At 57.6% G+C, this 19,624-nt stretch carries 19 protein-coding genes and 1 pseudogene; 8 read left to right on the plus strand and 12 right to left on the minus strand.

Annotated elements, in window-relative coordinates; translation table 11 throughout:
- Both R6V78_RS19035 and R6V78_RS19040 read left to right on the plus strand, forming a co-directional pair.
- Nucleotides 1–605: DUF4136 domain-containing protein (locus tag R6V78_RS19035; protein ID WP_410290971.1), on the plus strand; the 605-nt coding region annotated here is incomplete at its 5' end.
- A 56-nt stretch (nt 606–661) separates the two neighbouring features.
- Nucleotides 662–3,766, plus strand: a complete 3,105-nt coding sequence (locus R6V78_RS19040; RefSeq protein ID WP_410290972.1) for a hypothetical protein — start codon at nt 662–664, stop codon at nt 3,764–3,766.
- A 100-nt stretch (nt 3,767–3,866) separates the two neighbouring features.
- Here R6V78_RS19040 and R6V78_RS19045 read toward each other — a convergent pair whose 3' ends face one another.
- The 8 genes and pseudogenes from R6V78_RS19045 to R6V78_RS19080 all read right to left on the minus strand — a co-directional run bounded on the left by R6V78_RS19045 (nt 3,867) and on the right by R6V78_RS19080 (nt 10,316).
- Entirely contained in the window at nt 3,867–4,130 is a 264-nt protein-coding gene (locus R6V78_RS19045) for a hypothetical protein (RefSeq protein ID WP_410290973.1), read from the minus strand.
- A 67-nt stretch (nt 4,131–4,197) separates the two neighbouring features.
- Nucleotides 4,198–4,617, minus strand: a pseudogene (locus R6V78_RS19050) (DsbA family protein); the annotation flags it as partial.
- 12 nt (nt 4,618–4,629) lie between these two features.
- Nucleotides 4,630–5,031 (minus strand): hypothetical protein, encoded by a 402-nt coding sequence (locus R6V78_RS19055; RefSeq protein WP_410290974.1) that lies wholly within the window; start codon nt 5,029–5,031, stop codon nt 4,630–4,632.
- Between the two features lie 148 nt (nt 5,032–5,179).
- Entirely contained in the window at nt 5,180–5,806 is a 627-nt protein-coding gene (locus R6V78_RS19060) for a TetR/AcrR family transcriptional regulator (protein WP_410290975.1), read from the minus strand.
- Nucleotides 5,807–5,824: 18 nt separating this feature from the next.
- Nucleotides 5,825–6,637 carry an SDR family oxidoreductase gene (locus R6V78_RS19065; protein ID WP_410290976.1) on the minus strand — a complete coding sequence of 271 codons (813 nt, stop codon included), beginning with the start codon at nt 6,635–6,637 and terminating at the stop codon, nt 5,825–5,827.
- A 15-nt stretch (nt 6,638–6,652) separates the two neighbouring features.
- Nucleotides 6,653–7,594 (minus strand): bile acid:sodium symporter family protein, encoded by a 942-nt coding sequence (locus R6V78_RS19070; protein ID WP_410290977.1) that lies wholly within the window; start codon nt 7,592–7,594, stop codon nt 6,653–6,655.
- Between the two features lie 74 nt (nt 7,595–7,668).
- Nucleotides 7,669–9,396 (minus strand): thiamine pyrophosphate-binding protein, encoded by a 1,728-nt coding sequence (locus R6V78_RS19075; RefSeq protein WP_410290978.1) that lies wholly within the window; start codon nt 9,394–9,396, stop codon nt 7,669–7,671.
- Between the two features lie 83 nt (nt 9,397–9,479).
- Nucleotides 9,480–10,316, minus strand: coding sequence for an SDR family NAD(P)-dependent oxidoreductase (locus R6V78_RS19080; RefSeq protein WP_410290979.1), 837 nt, complete (start codon nt 10,314–10,316; stop codon nt 9,480–9,482).
- Nucleotides 10,317–10,636: 320 nt separating this feature from the next.
- Between R6V78_RS19080 and R6V78_RS19085 the strand changes: the two genes are divergently transcribed.
- The 5 genes from R6V78_RS19085 (at nt 10,637) to speB (R6V78_RS19105) (ending at nt 14,581) form a co-directional block, all read left to right on the plus strand.
- Nucleotides 10,637–11,194: a pyruvoyl-dependent arginine decarboxylase gene (locus R6V78_RS19085; protein WP_410290980.1), complete on the plus strand. Its 558-nt coding sequence runs from the start codon at nt 10,637–10,639 to the stop codon at nt 11,192–11,194.
- A gap of 39 nt (nt 11,195–11,233) precedes the next feature.
- Complete coding sequence (locus R6V78_RS19090) at nt 11,234–12,301, plus strand: deoxyhypusine synthase family protein (RefSeq protein ID WP_410290981.1); 1,068 nt, start codon at nt 11,234–11,236, stop codon at nt 12,299–12,301.
- On the plus strand, nt 12,298–13,167 hold the full coding sequence (speB, locus tag R6V78_RS19095) for an agmatinase (protein WP_410290982.1): 870 nt from the start codon (nt 12,298–12,300) through the stop codon (nt 13,165–13,167). The genes R6V78_RS19090 and speB (R6V78_RS19095) overlap by 4 nt, the downstream gene beginning before the upstream one ends.
- Nucleotides 13,168–13,231: 64 nt before the next feature.
- Nucleotides 13,232–13,720: a prolyl-tRNA synthetase associated domain-containing protein gene (locus R6V78_RS19100; RefSeq protein WP_410290983.1), complete on the plus strand. Its 489-nt coding sequence runs from the start codon at nt 13,232–13,234 to the stop codon at nt 13,718–13,720.
- Between the two features lie 15 nt (nt 13,721–13,735).
- Nucleotides 13,736–14,581 carry an agmatinase gene (speB, locus tag R6V78_RS19105; protein WP_410290984.1) on the plus strand — a complete coding sequence of 282 codons (846 nt, stop codon included), beginning with the start codon at nt 13,736–13,738 and terminating at the stop codon, nt 14,579–14,581.
- An 87-nt stretch (nt 14,582–14,668) separates the two neighbouring features.
- On the opposite strand, the gene R6V78_RS19110 is transcribed toward speB (R6V78_RS19105), so the two are convergent.
- The 4 genes from R6V78_RS19110 to R6V78_RS19125 form a co-directional block, all read right to left on the minus strand.
- The gene (locus R6V78_RS19110) at nt 14,669–15,226 is read right to left on the minus strand and encodes a response regulator (RefSeq protein ID WP_410290985.1); all 558 of its coding nucleotides are present in this window, start codon (nt 15,224–15,226) and stop codon (nt 14,669–14,671) included.
- Nucleotides 15,227–15,271: 45 nt separating this feature from the next.
- Complete coding sequence (locus tag R6V78_RS19115) at nt 15,272–16,090, minus strand: sensor histidine kinase (RefSeq protein ID WP_410290986.1); 819 nt, start codon at nt 16,088–16,090, stop codon at nt 15,272–15,274.
- A gap of 143 nt (nt 16,091–16,233) precedes the next feature.
- Nucleotides 16,234–18,531: a PAS domain S-box protein gene (locus R6V78_RS19120; RefSeq protein WP_410290987.1), complete on the minus strand. Its 2,298-nt coding sequence runs from the start codon at nt 18,529–18,531 to the stop codon at nt 16,234–16,236.
- A gap of 47 nt (nt 18,532–18,578) precedes the next feature.
- The gene (locus R6V78_RS19125) at nt 18,579–19,034 is read right to left on the minus strand and encodes an amino acid-binding protein (protein ID WP_410290988.1); all 456 of its coding nucleotides are present in this window, start codon (nt 19,032–19,034) and stop codon (nt 18,579–18,581) included.
- Nucleotides 19,035–19,186: 152 nt separating this feature from the next.
- Between R6V78_RS19125 and R6V78_RS19130 the strand changes: the two genes are divergently transcribed.
- Nucleotides 19,187–19,558 (plus strand): hypothetical protein, encoded by a 372-nt coding sequence (locus tag R6V78_RS19130; RefSeq protein ID WP_410290989.1) that lies wholly within the window; start codon nt 19,187–19,189, stop codon nt 19,556–19,558.
- The last annotated feature ends 66 nt before the right edge of the window (nt 19,559–19,624 follow it).

A 19,624-nucleotide genomic window follows, 5' to 3' on the forward strand; every position in this document is an offset into this window, starting at 1 on the left:
CATCTTCCATTTCAGCAGTTGAATCAGTGGAGGTTTATATGATCAGAAAATTCTGGTTTGCCCTTCTCGTGACGGCGCTGGTTGTCAGTGGCTGCTCAGGCATCCAGGTCAGTCAGGATTATGACCCGGCTACCGATTTCGGGTCGCTGAAAACCTACCGCTGGGCATCGGCAAGCCAGGCCAAAACCGGCGATCTTCGCATTGACAATCCCCTGCGCGACAAACGCATCCGGGAAGCGGTGGTGCGTCATCTGGCTGAAAAGGGTTTTATCCAGTCAACGGAAGACGCACCGAACTTCCTGGTGCGCTATCAATACGTGCTGCGCCAGAAAATCGAATCGGACGGCGGTGGCATCGGATTTGGCATCGGCAGTTATGGGCACAGCGGCGGCATCGCCATTGGCACCGGAACCGGCAACAACCTGCGCGGATATGATGAAGGGTCCCTGACCATCGATTTTATCGATTCGGGATCCCAGGCACTGCTATGGCGGGGAACCGGAAGCCAGCGATTCAAAGAATACGACGACCCAGCCAAGACCACAGCGGATATCAACGCGCTTGTGGAGAGCATCCTGGCCCAGTTTCCGCCCCAGAATCAATAGGCATCTGCAATCGCCAAAGGTTTTGAATCCCTCATTCGGCAGCCACCGGAGGATCCTTGAGTCTTTTCTTCGACAAGCGCGACCATGATCTGCTGAAGATCGTCAATGGCGTCCTCAGCCGGTCTGCTCCGTATTCTTTAGGCAAGAAAAGCCTCTTTCCCTGGTTCCACCCCCACGGCATCAAGGAGCTGGCCGAAACCCGAGGCCTGCGAATAGCCTATGCCGTCATCCACCTTCTCGAGTCTCTCGAGGCCGGCAACCTCGAGGATCGGCTTAACGCCCTGCGTTCCCTGCGTGACGAAGTCCTCCATGCTGCGGCCGGCAGTTTGCCCAAAAATGCCGCCAGAGTATTGCTTTCGGTCATGAAGGATCTGGTCCGTGCCTACGGCAACGAGATCGAGCAACTCAAGCTGGCCCATGATTTTCGTCGGGTGGCCAGCGGCAAACCCAGCATCGTCAGAAAAATGCTGCGCAGATACCACCTGCTTGAAATGCCTGAAGCCTGGAATCAACTGGCCTTCGACGATCACGTGCACGACATCAACACCAAGGGCCGCAAATCCGCCTCTCACCTGATCATGGATGCATGGATCAAGGGTATCCGCCGCCTGCGGGTGATCTACTACAACTTCATCGACCCGCCGTCCGCCGCCGAGCTAATCGAGGCCGCCCAGATCATGGGAGTCGAAATCCGCATCGGCATCGAGTTTTCGGCCCGCTTTCGGGACAAATACGTTCAATTGATCTGGGTGCCCCGGGGTTTTTCCGACGCGCAGTCGTTTCTCTGTTTCCTGGCCGAAGAACCCGTAAAGCAACTCATGGACCAAGGTCGGGAAGTCACCCGCTATCGACAGCGCTACGTGCTGGACATCCTTGCCACTTTCAACCGGGTCCACCGGCCTGCCATCAACACCAGCCTGGGCCTGGACCTGCCCCCGCTGGAGGCCGGGGCGTTTCTGCTGTTCGTGCGGCCCGGCCAGCCGTCCATCCTTCACCTGGCCAAGTACATCCACAACCAACTGCTCCCGCTGATGAAACGCAAGGTGGAACAGCTGCGGGAAACCCGCTCGGACGCCGGTGAAGACCGGCAGGCGCAAATGGAATCAATGGTGGAGCGGATGAATGATCTCGATTCGGAAACCATCGTTCGGCAGTTCCTGCGACCGGCGGTCAATCCCGGGATCCCCGACCCCAACCTGATTCACGATGATGCAGACACCCCGGAACTGCTCTACCTGACGCCCCGGCAGCTGCTGGACCGGGTTACCGGTCTGCGCACCGGCTACCGGGTCACCTTGAACCTGACCGACTTGCTACCCGAGGACGTGGTGGAGATTCTCTACGACTGCGAAGGCCTCATCACCCGTCTGGAAATTTTTAATCTAAAAGACCTCGCCTCCGGCAAAACCTGCCACACCGAAGCGATCAGCGAAATTCAACTGGCCATTAACGCGGGCAACACCATCAATCTCAAACGCGCCATTCGAAACATAATCGGGCGGCTGGCCACGACCAAACCCTTCCCCGGAAAAACGGAGCGCATCGAAAAACTGGGAATTATCCTGCATGACATCTCGGCCTTCAAGGCCATGTATGCATCCAACCATCTCAAACCAAGAATCGGCAGCGATTCCACCGGCCACTCCTCGCGCATGTATGGAATGGGGTTGGCCATCATGGACACCCTGCCCCCCAGCACCCGCCGGCTGTGCAACCGTCGGCGGCATGTGGCTCCCGGGGAGATTCCCTGTTCGGTGACTGACCCGCCGAAGCATCCCCACCTGTCCACACGCAGCGTGATTCCATTCAGAATCCCGGTATACAAACGCGTCACCTACATTCCATATGAGAGCCCCAAAGGCTCCCAGGGGCTCCACCAGCGCCTGCTTCATCACCTGCCGCTGCTGCGGCTGCTGGGCAAGATCCGTCAAGTGGACTGGCTGGTCCAGACCCACCTCACCAGTATGGCTCCGTCGGGAAACATCGTCACGTTGGGTGGCATTGCCGAACGGTCGGATAACGGCCTGCGGCTGAAATGCAGCCCGGACGCCGAACCCAAACCCCGTCTATCGCCGTTCTACCTGAACAGCACCGTGCGCAACGGATTGAAAATACTGATGGGATTCATACCAGCCTTTCTTTCCTTCTACCTGACCAACTCGTGGTGGGTGCTGGCCTACCTGGGGGCATTCATCTGGTTCGGCATCACGGGTGTACGCAACATCGTCCAGTCAGTGCTGGGCGGCGGCGGCATCAGCCGTTCGCCGTTGCTGCGCTGGAACGATTACGTCAGCTGGGTGCGGATATCCGACTCCCTGCTCTTTACCGGATTCTCCGTCCCCCTGCTGGATTTTATGGTCAAGACCCTGCTGATGGACAGACTTTTAGGCATCACCACGGCGACCAACCCCTACGCCCTTTATGCGGTCATGGCCATGGCCAACGGCATCTACCTGTCCAGCCACAACCTGTTCAGGGGACTTCCCAAAGGGGCCGTGTACGGCAACCTTTTCCGCAGCATCCTCTCCATCCCCATCGCCGTTGCTTTTAACATGCTCATCGGCACCCTGCTGGGTGTGATCGGCGTAGTGGGCATTGACGGGCACCTGCAAAAATGGGCCGCAATCATCTCCAAGGGGGCCTCGGACACCGTGGCCGGCGTCATCGAAGGTGCGTCCGACCGCTTTACCAACATTCAGACCCGCTTTCAGGACTATGCAGACACCCTGTCCCAGCTCTTCGACACCTACGGCCGCCTGGAAGCCCTGTTGCCCGAACTCAACGTATGGGAAACCCTGGAAACCATCGACAAGGAGCGGTTTGAATCCAACGCCGATGCCAGGGATCTGGAAAAACTCATTGTCATCGGAGCACTGGACTTGCTCTACTTCTGGATGTATCAGCCACGATCCCGGACGACTCTCAAGTATCTGTTCAAAACGCTTTCCGACGAAGAGAAACGAATTCTGGCGGGGTGCCAGGCCATCCTAAAGCGGCAGCGGGAAATCAGTCAGATGTTTATCGATGGTGTGGTGGGAATCAATTTTTCCAAGGGACTCTCCTTTTACCTGGAAAGGGCCCCCAGTTATCTGAAGGTCATGGAAACGCTTTTCGAAAAGCATGCCCCGTCATCGATCCGTGCATACAGTGAAAACCAGTGACCCAGCACAAGCAAATCGTTTGACAACAGGGACGAAGAACGATGTGCTGTTCGCTGGCCTTCTCCGCGGCAAACTACGGCAAAGGCCTTCGCGACCGCGGTCAATCCGATGACGGTTTAAAATTGAACCAGCTAGTCCGCTCCCACTGCCAGCCTTTGTCCTTCATGCACGTTCTGATCAGCCGCATCTCATCAAAACTGTCATAGGTATCGGGTTCATCACGAATACCCTCTCTGACCCAGACTTCACAGGCTTGATGGTCGATGGTCCACTCCCGATCACTTTTGGTCGGATGATACGCCTGGTGTGTACACGATACCCATAGCATTGATATCCCCAATGCCGTGAGCATATAAAAAATCATTCGATTTTTCATTGAATGTTCTATTCCCGAAGCCTGAATCGAGGCACATGTCGCAGCTGAATCGCGCTCATTTCAGCTTGGCCAGTTCCCGCCTGATCAGCTCGGACAGGCTGCCGATGTCACGGTTGTTGATTCGCTTGCCATTCATGAACAATGACGGGGTGCCGCGCACACCGATCCTTCTGCCGTTCTCCAAATCATCCTGAATCAGCTGCCGGCTGGCGGCGGATTGACGGTCCTGATTGAACCGGTCCATATCCAACCCCATCCCTGCGGCAATTTCCAGTATTTTCTGCTCGCTGATCTGATTGTGATTTTCGAGCAATTGGCTGTGGAAACCCCAGAACTGTCCCTGGATGCCGGCCGCCAGGGCCGCCAGGGCACTTGGATGGGCAAGTTGATGGTTGGCGAGCGGATAGTGTTTAACCACATAATTGACGTCATTGGGAAATTGTTCCAGCACCTGCTGGATAAACTGCTCTAAGCGAGCACAGTACGGTCACTGGTAATCATCAAAGACCACGAGGGTTACCTTCGCATCCCGGTGGCCCTTGACCGCCCGGCCGGACAGATCGATATCGTAGACGCGGCTGAAACGGATAATAGTGATCCGCGCTGATTGACCGGCACTCAACACCAGCCGGTCTTCGTCCATATAGGCGATCCGGTCGAAGGGCTCCTCGATCGCAATGCGGTCCAGAACGACCTGTTCAAGCGTTGAATAGATCAGCACCGCCCCGGGGGTCAGGATAAATACCATGTCCCCGGCCGGGTTGGTGGTCACATCCAGGATCGGCGCACCGATATCCGCCTTGAGGAAGCGTTCAACCTCGAATGCGGCATAAAGGGTGGCCGGTATCAAAATGACTGCGAGGATGGCGGTCAGTCTCAGGTTTCTCAAGATGTGAATCCTTTGATTTGGAAGTGGAAAAAACCTGACCACGGCGGCAGGATCAATTTTGCATGCAACGGCGGATTTTGTTTTACCCGCAACGACCCTTTTATAATATAACGAAAAAGCGGGCCTTTGCAAGCGCCGGCGCTCTTTTTTAACGGGTTCGCATCAGGCCGCCGATCACTTGGTCGACGCCGTAATTGAAAACTTGCCGGTGATCCTGGCCCTCCAGAACGGTGCGCTCCAGCTTTTTAAACTGGGTCAGCCCATGCAGGGCCCCCCAGAACATGACGGCGTATTTTTTGGAGTCTACCGGTCTGAACAGGCCGTCGGAAACCCCTTTACGGATAAACCCGTCAATCAGCTTGAGGATGCGGCTGCCTTTGCGGTCGATACGTTTTTTCAGTTCACTTCCCAGAATCACAGACGGTGTGGCCAGAAAATAATTGATGATATCGAAGTAATCCTTATGCGCGTCACTGAAGTGCAGGTAGGCCAGGCCGGTTTCACGAAGCTTCTCGTCGGGCGGCCTGGTGGTGCAATCGATGGCCTCGATTGCGCGGAAAAGGATGTCCAGGCCCTCTTCCTGCAAGGAATAGAAGATTTCCTCTTTGCTCTGGTAGTAAAAATAGATCGTACCCACACCCAGTTCGGCGGTCCGCGCGATCTGACTGATGCTGGTGGACTGGAGGCCCCTCTTGAAAAGCAGCGTTCGGGCAGCCGCCAGGATCTGGCGCTTGCGCGCTTCTTTTTCGCGTTCCCTTCGTTCTCTGAGTCCCATATCTTTCCTGGCCAGTCTTCAGTGCTCCAGCTCCGCCTTGAATTGGCTGGCCATGCGCCGTTCGTAATACCCCGGCGCCAGGCGGCTGACCCAATAACCGATTTTTCCCATGGTCGTGAGCACCAACAGGTCTTTTTCCCTGGCAGCTGCGTTAAAAATGGCCTCGGCGGCACATGCGGGCGTATCCTGCCTGCCGATGCGCGATTGCGGGTGGCGGGTGACGGTCCCGTCTCCTCCCAGCGCCCGATCCTGCAGGTTGGTTTTGATAAAGCCGGGACAGACCACCATGATATGCACCCCTTTATCACGCACTTCACTGCGCAAGGAGGTGAACAGGCCGTGCATGGCATGCTTGCTGGCCGCGTACCCGGTCCGGCCCAGCAAGGGTGCCAGCCCGGCGATGCTTTCATTGGCGATGATCAGACCGCGACGCAGGATCAGGCTGTGAATGGCCGCCTTGGTGCAGTACAGGGCACCGAAAAAATTGACTGCCATAACCTGTTCGTAAACCTCGATGCGGGTCTCCACGAAGGCGCTGCGTTGGGTGATCCCTGCATTGTTGAAAAGTACATCGACGCCGCCGAAGCGGGCAATGACCGCTGCCATGGCCGCTTCACAATCGCCACGCCGGCTAACGTCACAGCGCAGGGCCATGACCCGATGACCGGCATCGCCAAATTCGTGTTCACATCGTTCCAGACGCACGCGGTCCATGTCCAGCATGGCGCAGATCGCACCAGCCCGGGCAAACCGCCGGGCCACGGCCAGTCCGATCCCGCTGGCCGCGCCGGTAACAACCACAACCTTATTGGAAAATTCTCGTTTGACCACGCGACGCGTCCTTTTTTACAGCCGGCAGGCGGCATCATCCGCCTGATCGTCCGCAGGCAACGACCGGCGGGTAAATACAAATGCCGTAATCAGCCCGGCAATGATATGCCATACACCCCACCAGGCCACGAGAATGGCCATTCCACCCAAACCGTCGAAGAAATTGAAAACCAGAACCAGCCCCAGGGCCGAATTCTGAATGCCCACCTCGATACAGGTCGCGCGCGCATCCCGTTCATCCAGTCGGGCCAAGCGCCCGGACCAGTAGCCCAGGTTCAATGCCAGGGCGTTGTGCAGAAATACCGCCAACATGACCATGCCCACATAACTAAGAAAATTGTGCCAGTTGGCCGCCAGAGCACCGCTGACAATCAGGATAAAAAAGACCAGCGAGAAAATTTTGAAAGGGCGGCGCACCCGGCCCGCCAGGTTAGGGAAAAACCGGGCCAGGAGCTGTCCGATGATCAGCGGGATGCCGAGGATGACAAATACGGTAATAAAAACATCCACGGGACTGAGGCTGACCTGGCGTAGAATTTCAGCCGTGTCCGGATTGAGACTGCCCCAGATGGACAGGTTCAGGGGCGTCATGACAATCGCCGCAACGGTGGAGACGGCCGTCATGCAGATGGACACCGCGCAATTGCCCTTGGCCAGATAGGTCATGATGTTGGACAGGTTGCCACCCGGGCAGGCCGCCACCAGAATCATTCCCAGGGCCATGGAGGGATGGGGTTTTAAAACCAGGGTCAACAGGAAAGTAAATGCCGGCAACAGGATGAACTGGGCCATCAAACCGATGCCGGGTGCTTTGGGAGAGGTCAGGATGCGCCTGAAGTCTTCGATCTTCAGGTCCAGCGAAACACCCAGCATCATCAGGCCGATGGCCGCATTGATCGCCATGAGCCCCTGCGGATTGAAGTTGAGCCTGACCTGGTCGATGGTCAGCGGTTCCATGGATTTTCCTCCCTGTTGCGAATATGGCAGCGAACCGGACCGCCTGACGGACGGCAGTCGGCCGGCAGCGAGGTTTACATTTTACCCGACCGTGCAGCCGCCCACAGCCAGTTGCCCGGTGGGTCCACATTGGCCTGCGGATCGACGACCACGTGAATGACGGCCGGCTTGCCGGATGCCACCGAAGACGCCAGGGCCGGCCGGATCTGGGCGACGGTCTCCACGTATTCTCCATGGCAACCCATGGCTGTGCCCACCTGATCGTAACGCACCGGTGCGTGATCATGGCCGAACCACGCGGCTTCACGCCCGAACTGGCGCTGCTGGGCACTCTTTTCCATGCCATAGGCACCATCCACGGCGACGAGGATGATAACCGGCAGATCGTTGCGCACGGCGGTTTCCAGCTCCTGAATGTTGAAGCCGAAGGCGCTGTCCCCGGTGACACAATAAACCGGTTTTTCCGGACAGGCCAGTTTGGCGCCGATGGCATAGGGCAACCCCGTACCCAGATGGCCGTAATTCATCGAGTAGATTACCGAACGGGATTTGCGGGCAACATGATAATGCAGGTCCCACAGGGTCGTGTTGCCCCCGTCCATCACGAAGATGGCATCGTCGCTGAAAAAGTCGTTGCAGACCTTCAAAATCTGACCGGTCAACATGGGCTGGTGCGCCGTGTCAGCCAGCGCATCATCCAATTCCTTCTGAAACTGATCCTGCATGGCCCTGAGTTCGGCGATCTTGGCATGCTGGGGGCGTTTTTCGGTCAACTGCCGCACTTCATCCAAAAGCTGGGCCAGGACCAACCGCGCGTCGCCGATCAGCGGAATATCCGTGGGCCGGTTGAGCCCGATGTTGGTGGGTTCGGTGTCGATCTGGATCAGGCGCTGCTTGTCCGGTTCGCCGAACATGGGCGGCCGGCCCCACATGTTGAGCTCTCCCAGCCGGGTGCCCACGGCCAGGACGAGATCGGCCTGATTGTTGGCCACGATGCGTGACATGCAGGTGGGGTGAAAACTAAGGGGATGATCATCGGGAATGATGCCGCGGGCCCGGATGGTATGGGTCACCGGGCATCCCAGGTGGTCGGCCAGTTGCCGGACCTGATCGCCGGCATCGGCACGTTCCGAACCGTTGCCGCAGTGAATGTTGACCAGATCCGCGTGGACCAGCATTTCGGCCGCTTTTTTAACGGCCCCGGGGTCTGCCGGCATCCGTTCAACCACCCGGTAGCGTTGGGGGGCGATGATGGCCACGCTGGCCTGGTCACCTTTTTGAGCGATAATATCCTCCGGAATAAGGATGTGGGTGGGGCCGGGCCTGCCCGACATGGCGGTGCGGAAGGCGTGTCGCACCATGTCGGGAATCCGCTTCCAGTGATCGACCTTTCCGTTCCACTTGACCGCGGGCCGAAACACGTCCAGATGGTGGCTGACCTGCATGCCTCCCTGGTGGAAATAGGAATCGGCGATATCGCTGCGGCGCGTGGTGGTGATGGCCACCACCGGGCTGCCTTCGGCCTGGGCGCACAGCATGCCCGCCACCAGGTTGGCCGCTCCCGGACCGGCACAGGCCATGACCACCGCCGGTTTTCCGGTCACCCGGGTGTAGGCGTCGCAGGCGTGGGCCGCGGCCGCTTCATGCCGCGGCACCACCAGCCGTATGTTCAGCTCGCCACCGAGCCTTTCCAGCGCTTCGATCACCATCATATAGGTGCCATCGGTAATCGCGTTGATGTGGCGCACACCCTCGGCGTGCAGGCAGCGCAGCAACAGTTCCCCTCCGGTTATTTCAGCCATGGTCCCCCCCCGTAAAATCATTGTGATGTGATGTTCAGCATGCGCGCCGCTCTCGGAAAATCGCTTTTTCCGCCACCCGGCAATTAAAGTTCCATCAACTGCCCGCCGGTAATGTTGATGGCCTGGCCGGTCATGTAGGCAGCGCGGTCCGAGGCCAGAAAGGCCACCAGGTCCCCCACTTCATCCGGGCTGCCGATACGGCCCAGGGGGATGGTTTTGCACATTTCCTTCTCTCTTTCTTCTATAGTCGAACCGAAGAACTGTGCTTCCAGGCCGAAGCGCCACTTCTCCAGGTCCGTGGCGATCTGGCCCGGGCAGACGGCGTTGACCCGCACACCGTTGCCGGCCAGTTCCAGGGCCATGATCTTGGTGAGCATGATCACACCGGCTTTGGCCACGGCGTAAGCCCCGTTGAACAGGGCCGGTACCTTGCCGGCCCGCGAGGCCGTGTTGACGATCGCACCGCCGCCCGGGATCATCAGGGGCAAAAGCGCCCGGCTGACCCGGAAGACGCCGTGCAGGTTCACGTCGATGGTTTTCATCCAGGCGGTTTCATCATAGGTGTGCACGGCATTGGGCACGCCGAAGGAGGCGCCGGCGTTGTTTACCAGAATGTGGATTTTGCCGAATCGTGCGGCGATGGTTTCGGCCATCCGGGCGACGCTGTCGGCACGGGTGACGTCCAGATTGACGGCCAGGCTTTCAACGTCATGGGTTTGGGCCAATTCGCGGGCGATGTCGGCCATTTCGTTTTCACCGGCGGCCTTGACCGCCAGATCCGGGTCCGGATTCAATCCCAGGTCGGCGATCACCACGTTGGCCCCTTCGACAGCCAGTTTGCGTGCCACGGCGTAGCCGATCCCGGACCGTTTGCCCGAACCGGTCACCACGGCGGTTTTCCCGGAAAACATTTTTCCCATGGTCCCTCCTGAATGTTGGATAGGTGCAGCTAAGCCGAAACTGGCGGTCTTGTTGCTTTCATCGAATAGTGTTCGATAATTGAGGATTAATCCAATTCCGAGGCTCGGTCAATCACAATTTTGCAATCGATCCAGCCTGCCCGGGATGATCGCTGCCGAGACGCGCATCAGCCGCAGCGGCATCGTGTGGCCGACGGTGCGCTTAACGGTCCGATGAGATCGTTTGGCCCGGCATTGCATTTTAAAATTGTATTTACCGAAGGTTTGATATAAGGCCGGCAAGTGTCGCGATCACTTTATTGCCCGGAAAGGATTGAAAGATGGAAAAAATCATCCCCAAACGCATGTTCTTCACCAAGGGTGTCGGCCACCACCGCAACAAGCTGCAGAGCTTCGAACTGGCGCTTCGCGATGCAGGCGTCGAAATCTGCAACCTGGTGACCATCTCCAGCATCTACCCCCCCAAATGCAAAATCATCTCCAAGACCGAAGGGCTTAAAAACCTGATGCCCGGCCAGATCACCTTCGTGGTCATGGCCAGACAGGAGACCAACGAACCGGCGCGACTGGTGCACGCCGCGGTTGGGCTGGCCCGCCCCATGAACAAGGAGCAGTACGGCTATATATCCGAGCACCATGGTTTCGGCCAGAACAGCCAGCAGTCCGGCGACTTTGCCGAGGACCTGGCGGCCACCATGCTGGCCTCCACCCTGGGTTTCGAATTGGATCCGGACAAGGCCTGGGACGAACGCAAACAGTTGTATATCGCCGGTAAGGACCGGCAGTTCGTCAGCCGCAGCATCGCCAAATCGGCTCACGGCCAAAAGGACGGCCAATGGACCACGGTGGTGGCCTTGGCCGTCATGCTGCTGGTTTAGTATCCAATTGGGCGCTGCCTGGAGTTGAAGGGAGGACCGATGAACCCTGATTCGCTGTTCAAAAACGCACCTGATATCCTTCCGGAGAGGTTGAAGAAGGGACTGAGCATTCCCGAGCTGGTGGAATTCATGGGTCGCACCTGCTTCGAGGCGCGCAATGTCCGCCGGGCGGCCGCGCTCTTCCGGCGCATGATCGACCAGGGGGACACCATCTGGCTGGGCATTGCCGGTGCCGGCATTGCCGGCGGCATGGGCGGCATGGTGACCTCGCTCATCGAAGCGGGGTTTATCAACGTGATCTGCTCCACCGGCGCCCAGGTTTACCACGACCTGCATTTCGCCTTTGAGCTGCCCGTCAAATCCATCCACCCCGCCTGGGATGACGATCAGCTGCGCCGTCACGGCGATACGCGCATCTATGATATCGGCATCCGTGAAAAAGAGACCCTGGAGGCTCAGGATGCCATCATCCGGCGCTTCGTCAAGGAGCGCTACAGCCGCTTGCATCCCGGGCCGATCAGTTCGTGGCAGTTCAACCACCAGTTGGGGCTTTGGGTCGCCGAAACGGCCTCCCGTCCCGAGTTGAGCTTCACTGCCGCCGCCGCCCGCTGCGGCGTGCCGATTTTCTGGGATTCGCTCTCCAACCACTCCATCGCCATGAACCTGGTCCGAACGGATCACGAGGGGTTTGCGATTCAACTCTCCGCCCAGCAGGACATCCTGCACGCGGCGGCCATCGCCTTCGATGCGCAGCATACCGGCTTCGTGGAGCTGGGGGGCGGCGGACCCAAAAACTTCATCCAGCAGACCGGGCCCACGATCAGCCAGATTCTGGGCATCGAATTCGAAGGCGCCGACCGCGGCATTCAGATCGGTACGGCTGCGGAACGCGAGGGAAGTCTGTCCGGCTGCACATTCGGCGAGGCCGTCACCTGGGGAAAATACCAGCGCGCCGACGAGGCCAACCTGGTCCAGGTGTGGGGTGAATACAGCATCATCTTCCCCTTGCTGGCCGCTTATGTGACCGACCTTTGCCCGCCCCGGCCGGTGGATGGCCTATGCAGCCGCATGGCCGCTTTGAACAAAAAACTGGAGGCACGTCGATGAAGGCGCATCCACTGCCATTTCTGGGACTTCCGGCCGAGCAATCCGATCTCGAGACTGCCAAGGTGGTGGTGGTCCCCTATGGCTATGAAGGGGGCGTGTCCTACGGCAAAGGTGCCGGAGCTGCCCCGCAGGCCATACTCGAAGCCTCCCAATACATCGAGCTTTACGATGAGGTTCTGGACGAAGAACCCTTCAGGATCGGTATCGCCACCATCGATGTACCCACCATTCCCGACGAACCGCCTCGAATGCTGGACATGCTTGAATCGGTCACCAGTGAGCTGTTGGACCAAGGCAAGTTCGTGGCATTGGTGGGTGGCGACCATTCCATCACCACCGGCTATGTACGGGCCCTGGCCAGACAGAATGACCGCTTCGGTGTACTCCAGCTGGATGCCCATGCGGACCTTCGGGACAGTTACGAAGACAGCCCGCTGAGCCATGCCTGCGTCATGGCCCGCATCCGCGAGTTGACCCCCCATACCCTTCAGGTCGGAATACGCAGCATGTCGGCCGAAGAAGCCCGTCTGGTCAAAGACGACAGCCTGGCCCTTTGCACCATGCACCATTTCCGCAAAGGGGCGTTCAATCTTGAAACTGCCTTGGCGCGCCTGCCGCAGCGACTGTTCATCACCGTGGATGTGGATGTGTTCGACTGGAGCGTCATCGCCAGCACCGGCACACCGGAACCCGGCGGCATGCTCTGGGACGAAGCCATGGATCTTCTGGAAGCGGTTTTTCGCACCAAGGAAATCATCGGTTTCGACGTGGTCGAACTGGCCCACCGGGACAGCGACCCCAACTCCACCTTCGCCACAGCCAAGCTGATCTACAAGATGATCGGCATGCGCTTCGCCAGCCGATGAAGAAAGGCCGCCTTGGTCGGGTTTTATAAATCCGGCAACAGGGTATTGACAAGGAAAAGAACCCATGCAGATATACGATTATCTCGAAACCCACGGCATCCCCTACGAACGACATGACCACCCTCCGGTCTTCACCTGTGAAGATGTCAACCGCCTGGTTCCGACGCTCAGGGGTCGCAAGACCAAAAACCTGTTCATGTGCGACAACAAAGGCAAACAGCATTTTCTCGTAACCGTCCCCGATGAAAAGTCGGTTGACCTGAAATCATTCGGGGAAGTCCTCGAAGTCAAGAAACTCAGGTTTGCCTCGGCGGATCGCCTCCAAAAACACTTGAAACTGGACCCCGGCGCGGTAACCATCCTCGGTGTGGTGAACGATGAAGCCCGGCAGGTTCGTGTCATCATGGACAAAGCCATTTGGGAGGCCGAGGCCCTCCAATGCCACCCGCTGGTCAACACCGCCACCCTGGTCATTACCCTGGACAACATCCGCAGGTTTCTCGACGCCACTGGCCACCGGGCCATGGTGATGGATGTGCCGGCAAGGGACTAAAGAGGAATCCTTCCAATGGTCGACACGCTGGGCAATGCCGGCGACACTGGACTGACACCGGGCACCGTGGTCCTGATCGGAATCCCTTTTGACGAGTACTCCAGTTTTTTACGGGGGCCGGCCAAAGCACCGCCGATAATCCGACAGACGCTGCACAACGGTTCATCCAGCCTGTGCGCAGAAAACGGAATTGATCTGAACCGCCACCCCCTGTTTCAAGATCTGGGAGACTTGACGCTTCCCTGTGGAGAGGATGCCATCGAAGCCATCCAGCGTGCGGTGGGACGGCTGTCGGCGCAACGGGCCCGCATACTGGTGCTGGGTGGAGACCATTCCGTCACCTTCCCGGTGGTCCAGGCATTGACCGGCACGATTGACGAGCTGACCATCTTGCAGCTGGACGCCCACCCGGACCTTTATGAGAGCTACGATGGCAGCCCTTTTTCGCATGCCTGCCCCTTTGCCCGCATCATGGAAACCGGACGGGTCAAGCGGTTGATCCAGGTGGGGATCCGCGGCCTGAACAACGAGCAGCGCCGGCAGATCCACAAATATGGCGTCACCTGCATCGAAATGAAGGCTTGCGGATCGAAAATCCCCATCGATTTGGAGGGACCGGTCTACATTTCCCTGGACATGGATGTCCTCGATCCGGCCTTTGCCCCGGGGGTGTCCCACCACGAACCCGGCGGCATGTCCACCCGCAGCGTCCTGCATCTGATTCAATCGATCGAGCAACCCATAGTGGGAGCTGATATCGTGGAGTACAATCCCGATCGGGATGTAGGTGGCATGACGGCAGCCGTGGCTGCCAAATTCCTGAAGGAGATCGCCGCAAAGATGCTTGATCAAAGGTATTGAACCGACAAGATGGAAGGACCATGGGACGCAGGCCGAAGGATTGGCGGCCAGCGCTCAGTCATCCGCCCGCTTCCCTGCTGGCTGGCCTCATATTCCTTTATCCGCCAGGCGCTTGTCATGTTTGAGACGCTCCTGAATCCCCCTGCCCACCTCCCAGCTTCGCGAGAAATCCGACCAGAACAGCCGGTCTTTTGATTTCCAGTCCGGTCCGAAGCGCTCGTCGAAATAGGTCCCCAGCCGGTCGAATAGCAGTTTCCAGGGTGGTTTGCCGGCGGCTTTTGCGGCCAGCAGGTCTTCCAGGAGTTGATCCAGTTCGGCAAGGGTTTCCTTGGGCAGATAAGCAATCGCGCCCTTACGAATTGACGACATGAGTGTATCCGGATTGACGGCGTGGGCGGTGAGCATCACCGTGGGAATCCCTTTGGCCACCGCCTCCTCCAGCAGAACCAGACCGTTGACGCCCATGATGTCCAATATGGCCAGGTCGTAGCTGCCGTTACGGATCTTCTCCGATGCGCCGGCGTAATCTCGGGCACCGTCCACATCGGCCATATCCAGAATATCCTCAATGGTCTCAAGAATGTCCGCTTCGTCATCCACTGCCAGAATCCGCTTTCCATCCAAATGGGCCTTTTTATCTGCCATGGGGGTTCCTTCCTTTCCAAACGATTGATCCAATTGGGAGCGCAATCATGGGTTCAGGTTAGCATTAAGGTTCAACGGGAGCGTCAAACGGAAGGCCGCTCCATGACCGCTGATGTTTTTCACGGTAATATCCCCTCCCAGGTGGCGGGCCAAAATCCGCGATCCGGCCAGTCCCAAACCGTGACCGGTCCGGGACAACATCACGCATGATTCAAGCCGGGTGTATCGTCTGAAGATCATCTCTTGATGCTCCTTTTCCACCCCGGGCCCGTCGTCAACCACTTCAATGATCAATTGATCCTCCCGACAGTCAAGGCCGACGTCGAGCCACTTGCGCCGGTGCCGAAGGGCATTTTTGACGAGATTGCTGACAATCTGCCTGAATTTGGCCTCATCCTGAAAGAACGTGGCGCACTCGACGCCATCGGTGCAGGTGAGACGAATACCGCTATTTTCCAGAGCAGCCGCCCGATCCAGGCCCGGCTCGCATTCCTGAAGCGTCTCCCAGATGTCGGGAGCAGATGCTTCCAGCGCCTCCATCAGCACATTGTCGACGACTGAAACCGGATTGAACCGGCAGCACTGAAAACACCCGGCATCGGACCGGCCCACCTCCAGCAGGTCGGCGAGCAGACTGCGCGCCTTTTTTGAATTTCGCAGGGCCCGCTTGAGCGTCTTGATCTGAAGGTCCGTCAAAGGACCGTATTTAACCGGTTTTTCCAGCAGCATGCGCACGGCGGTTTCGATGACGGATATGGGGTCCTTGAGCTCGTGGATGATGAACTCCACATTGATATCGTCAAAGAACCCCCCATTTGCCGAGGTGGCAACGCGATTGTTTTTTGGGATGGGCGTCTCAGTCATAATTCACGCTTGGTAATCATTGCGACCTTGTTTCGATTCTGCATAACCGGAGCAATCATCCTCCATGGGAATTAATTTATTTTAATGCGCATCTCGATGTCAAAGGTTCGATGAAAAAAGTCATTGAACGGGCGGCTTTATTTTTACTTTTCCACCATGCGGCAAGCCAGATTCACCTGGTTGGAAGGTAGAAAACGGATCTGCATGATGGTGCCCCCCGATGCATCACAATCCGTCGGCAGACTGCAATGGGCGCAGCGTTCGATGGCCCCCGGGCAAAGATCGCCATCCGTCGGGATATGGCGGCAGCGTCGGGATATCATTTTCGTATCGAAACGGTATCGTTCGGAAAAAATGGTGATGCGCAACAGGTCGAACCCCTTTCCACCGGCGTTGAAGTCATAGGGTGCTTTGGAGGAGTAGGTCATGGTGTCCCCGGCGGCAAAATAGTGATTGAAGATCAACTGCTGCTTTTGTTCCGTCAGACCCACACCGGTGTCCTGAACCTCAAAAACAGGGCCTTTTTCAGCGGCCCGCACCACCACCGTCACCCGTCCCTGGTCCGGTGTGTTCTCGATGGCATTTTTGACCAGCCCTTCGACAATCTTTTCCATCACTTCGGTGGGAATCAACACCGGCACCACCGGCTCCAAACGAGCCTCCAACCGAATGTGACGATGGGCAAACCGTGGTTTCAAGGTTTCCAGATGCCTTTTTACCAATTGGTCCAAGGCGATATCCGTGCAGGGAATCTCGGCGTTGCCGAACTCCCGATCGATGGCCTGTTGAATGATCTGCGGTGCACGGGTACTGCCCGGCTCCATTTCGGCCAGGGTAACCAGCATGTCACGACTGGCTTCCAGCAAGAAAGAGAGCATGCCGTGGGCGCGGTAGTCCTTTTCCCGAAGCATGTCGCCGATTTCGTACTGCATGTCCAGCAGGCGCTGGAGATTGCGTCGCGCCCGCAACAGGATCCTGTCCAGGGCTTTGTCCTGTCCGCCGCCGAGCCGCTTGGCCATCAGACCCAGTGAGGCCGAGAGAACCGAAAGCGGTGTTTTCAGTTCGTGGGAAAGATGGTGAATCACCTGCTCCTTGGCACGGTTGAAGCCGCGGACATTTTCGTAAGCCTGCTGGAGCGCCTCGTTGATGCGGGCATTTTCGATGGGCAGCGCCACCAAGTTGGCCACGGCACTGAGCAAGTCGATGTCGGCACGGTCAAACCCCCCCTCCTTCTTGTTTACCGCACACAGTACACCGATCATTCGCTCCTGAATGCGCAGCGGCACGTCCAGCATGTTTTTGGTGTGGAATTGCGCCTGTTTGTCTACCTGGTCGTAAAAATAGGGGCTCTGGGCCGTATCGGAAACGATCAGGGGCTCACCTGTCCGGTAGACCTGCCCGGCCACCCCCTTGTCCATGGGAAACCGGATCTCCTTCATCTTGCTGCCGGTCTTGCCGTCCTCGTATGCCGCCACCGGGATGTAGAACTCCTGTTCCTGCTCATCGATGAGAATGACCATGGCCCCGGCAACCCCAATCAGTTCCTGGACCTGACGGGTGATATACTCCAGCATGCGGTCCAGCCCAGGGAACCGATACAGGGCCTGGGCGATGCGGAACAGGGCCTGGTTGATCTGTTCGGCCCGCTTGCGTGCCGTCACGTCGCGCAGGGTGATGACCTGGCCTGCCGGCTGGTCCTCGGCATCATAGAAAATGGCCCCGTCGACGACGATGTCAAGAATCCGGCCATCCTTGGTATAACGACGGGTGTGAAAGCCGTGAAGCACTTTCTCGGAAAAAAGCGTTTTAATGCCTTCCCGCGTACGGACCTTTTCGCTTTCCGGAATAAAAGGAATGCGCTTGCCTTCAAGTTCTTTCAAGGTCCAGCCGAAAACCTTTTCGAAAGCGGGATTGAGGTAGGAAACCGTGCTGTCCATGTTGAAAACAAATACCGGATCGGGGAGAAACTCCAAGAAGGCGCGGTAACGTTTTTCGGCGCGGGAACTGGCCTGGTACATCTCATAGGCGCGTCGTTGGGAGGCTTCCAGTTCCTGCTGGTCGGATATTTTCTGGGTGACATCCCGGGCCACACCCTGAAAGCCCGTCTTTTTGCCGAGCCGGTCCACAATGAGGCTGACCGATATTTCGAGGATCCGTTCCTGGCCATCTTTACGGATAATGGTCCAGATGATTTCCGACGGAATCTCACCGGATTCATAGAGCCGGTTGAAAATGGCGAAGGCGTAGAGCGCATTTTCCGCATCCATGAATTCACTGAAGTTCCGGCCTTGAATCTCGGTTGCCGAATAGCCAAAGATGCGACACAGGGCATGGTTGAAAAACCGGAAATTACCCCTTAGATCCGTTTCGTAAAAACCATCGGCCACATCCTCCAGAAGAACCCGGAACCGTTCCCTGAGAACATCGTCGTCACTGTCCATGCGGTCGGACTTCGTTGACCTGTCAACCATTGGCGCGGATACCACTGTCATGAAGCGCTGTCTGAGTTTTCAAGGATGCCGAATTGCTTAGCGTCCAGCAGTTTCACACCATTTTCCTGCATCACGGCAATGGCCTTGTCATTGTCGGAAAACCGGAAAATCATGACGGCCAGCTCGCTGCTCTGCCGCAGGAACGCATACATGAACACGACCTGAATATCGGCATCCAGGATGGGTTTGAGCACTGCGGCCAGCTGGCCTGGCCGGTCTTCGATTTCAGCTGCCAGCACTTCGTTCACCATGGCCGGAATGTGCATCTCCATCAAAAGCTGGCGGGCTTTGGCCACGTCGGAAACCAGCAGCCGCAACTGACCGAATGCGCCGGTATCCACCAGATTCAGGGCCCTGAGGTTGATGCCTGCACTTCCCAGTGCATGGGTCACTTCGTACAGCCGACCCGGTGAATTTTCAATGGACACCACGATCTGTTTGAGTTTTAGCATGAACACCTCCCTTGAACGTAACCGTCGATGCCGGCGGCTGCCGGGATCACGGCACAAGCCGTTTGACAACGAACCAATAATATTGCTATTTTTATCAAGGTATTATTAAGAATACACGTCTGTTCTGTCAAGTCTTATCGAAAGGCGACGCCATGAAAATCAGATGCATGCTTATTCTTAGCTGTCTGTGGTGGGTCCTGCCCGTCATTTCAGACGCGCTGACCGTGGAAGAAGTTCTGCTGCTCAAACAGCACGGCGTTTCCGAGCAGACCATCCAGATGATGCTGCAAAGCGAAATGCACGCCGCCGCGCTGGAGAAAAACCTTGCCGGAGAAGCGATGGGCGTCAAAACCATCACGCGACCGGACGGCAAGGCGGCCATCATCTACTCCAGTGGCAGCGCGAACCAGGATGCCAGCGACACACAAGCGCGGCTGAATGAGGAGCGGGCCTGGGAGATGCTGCGCCATATCCTTGTGGATGCGCGCGTGCCGGATGGCAGAGGACCAAGGTCAGCGGACTGAAACATTCTGTTTTTTGCAAAAATCCTGCGCACAATCTTCCGGCCTGGCGCGAAGGGGGTCTGCCCT

This window comes from Desulfosarcina sp. (assembly GCF_046496365.1).
In the GTDB taxonomy this organism is placed as follows: domain Bacteria; phylum Desulfobacterota; class Desulfobacteria; order Desulfobacterales; family Desulfosarcinaceae; genus Desulfosarcina.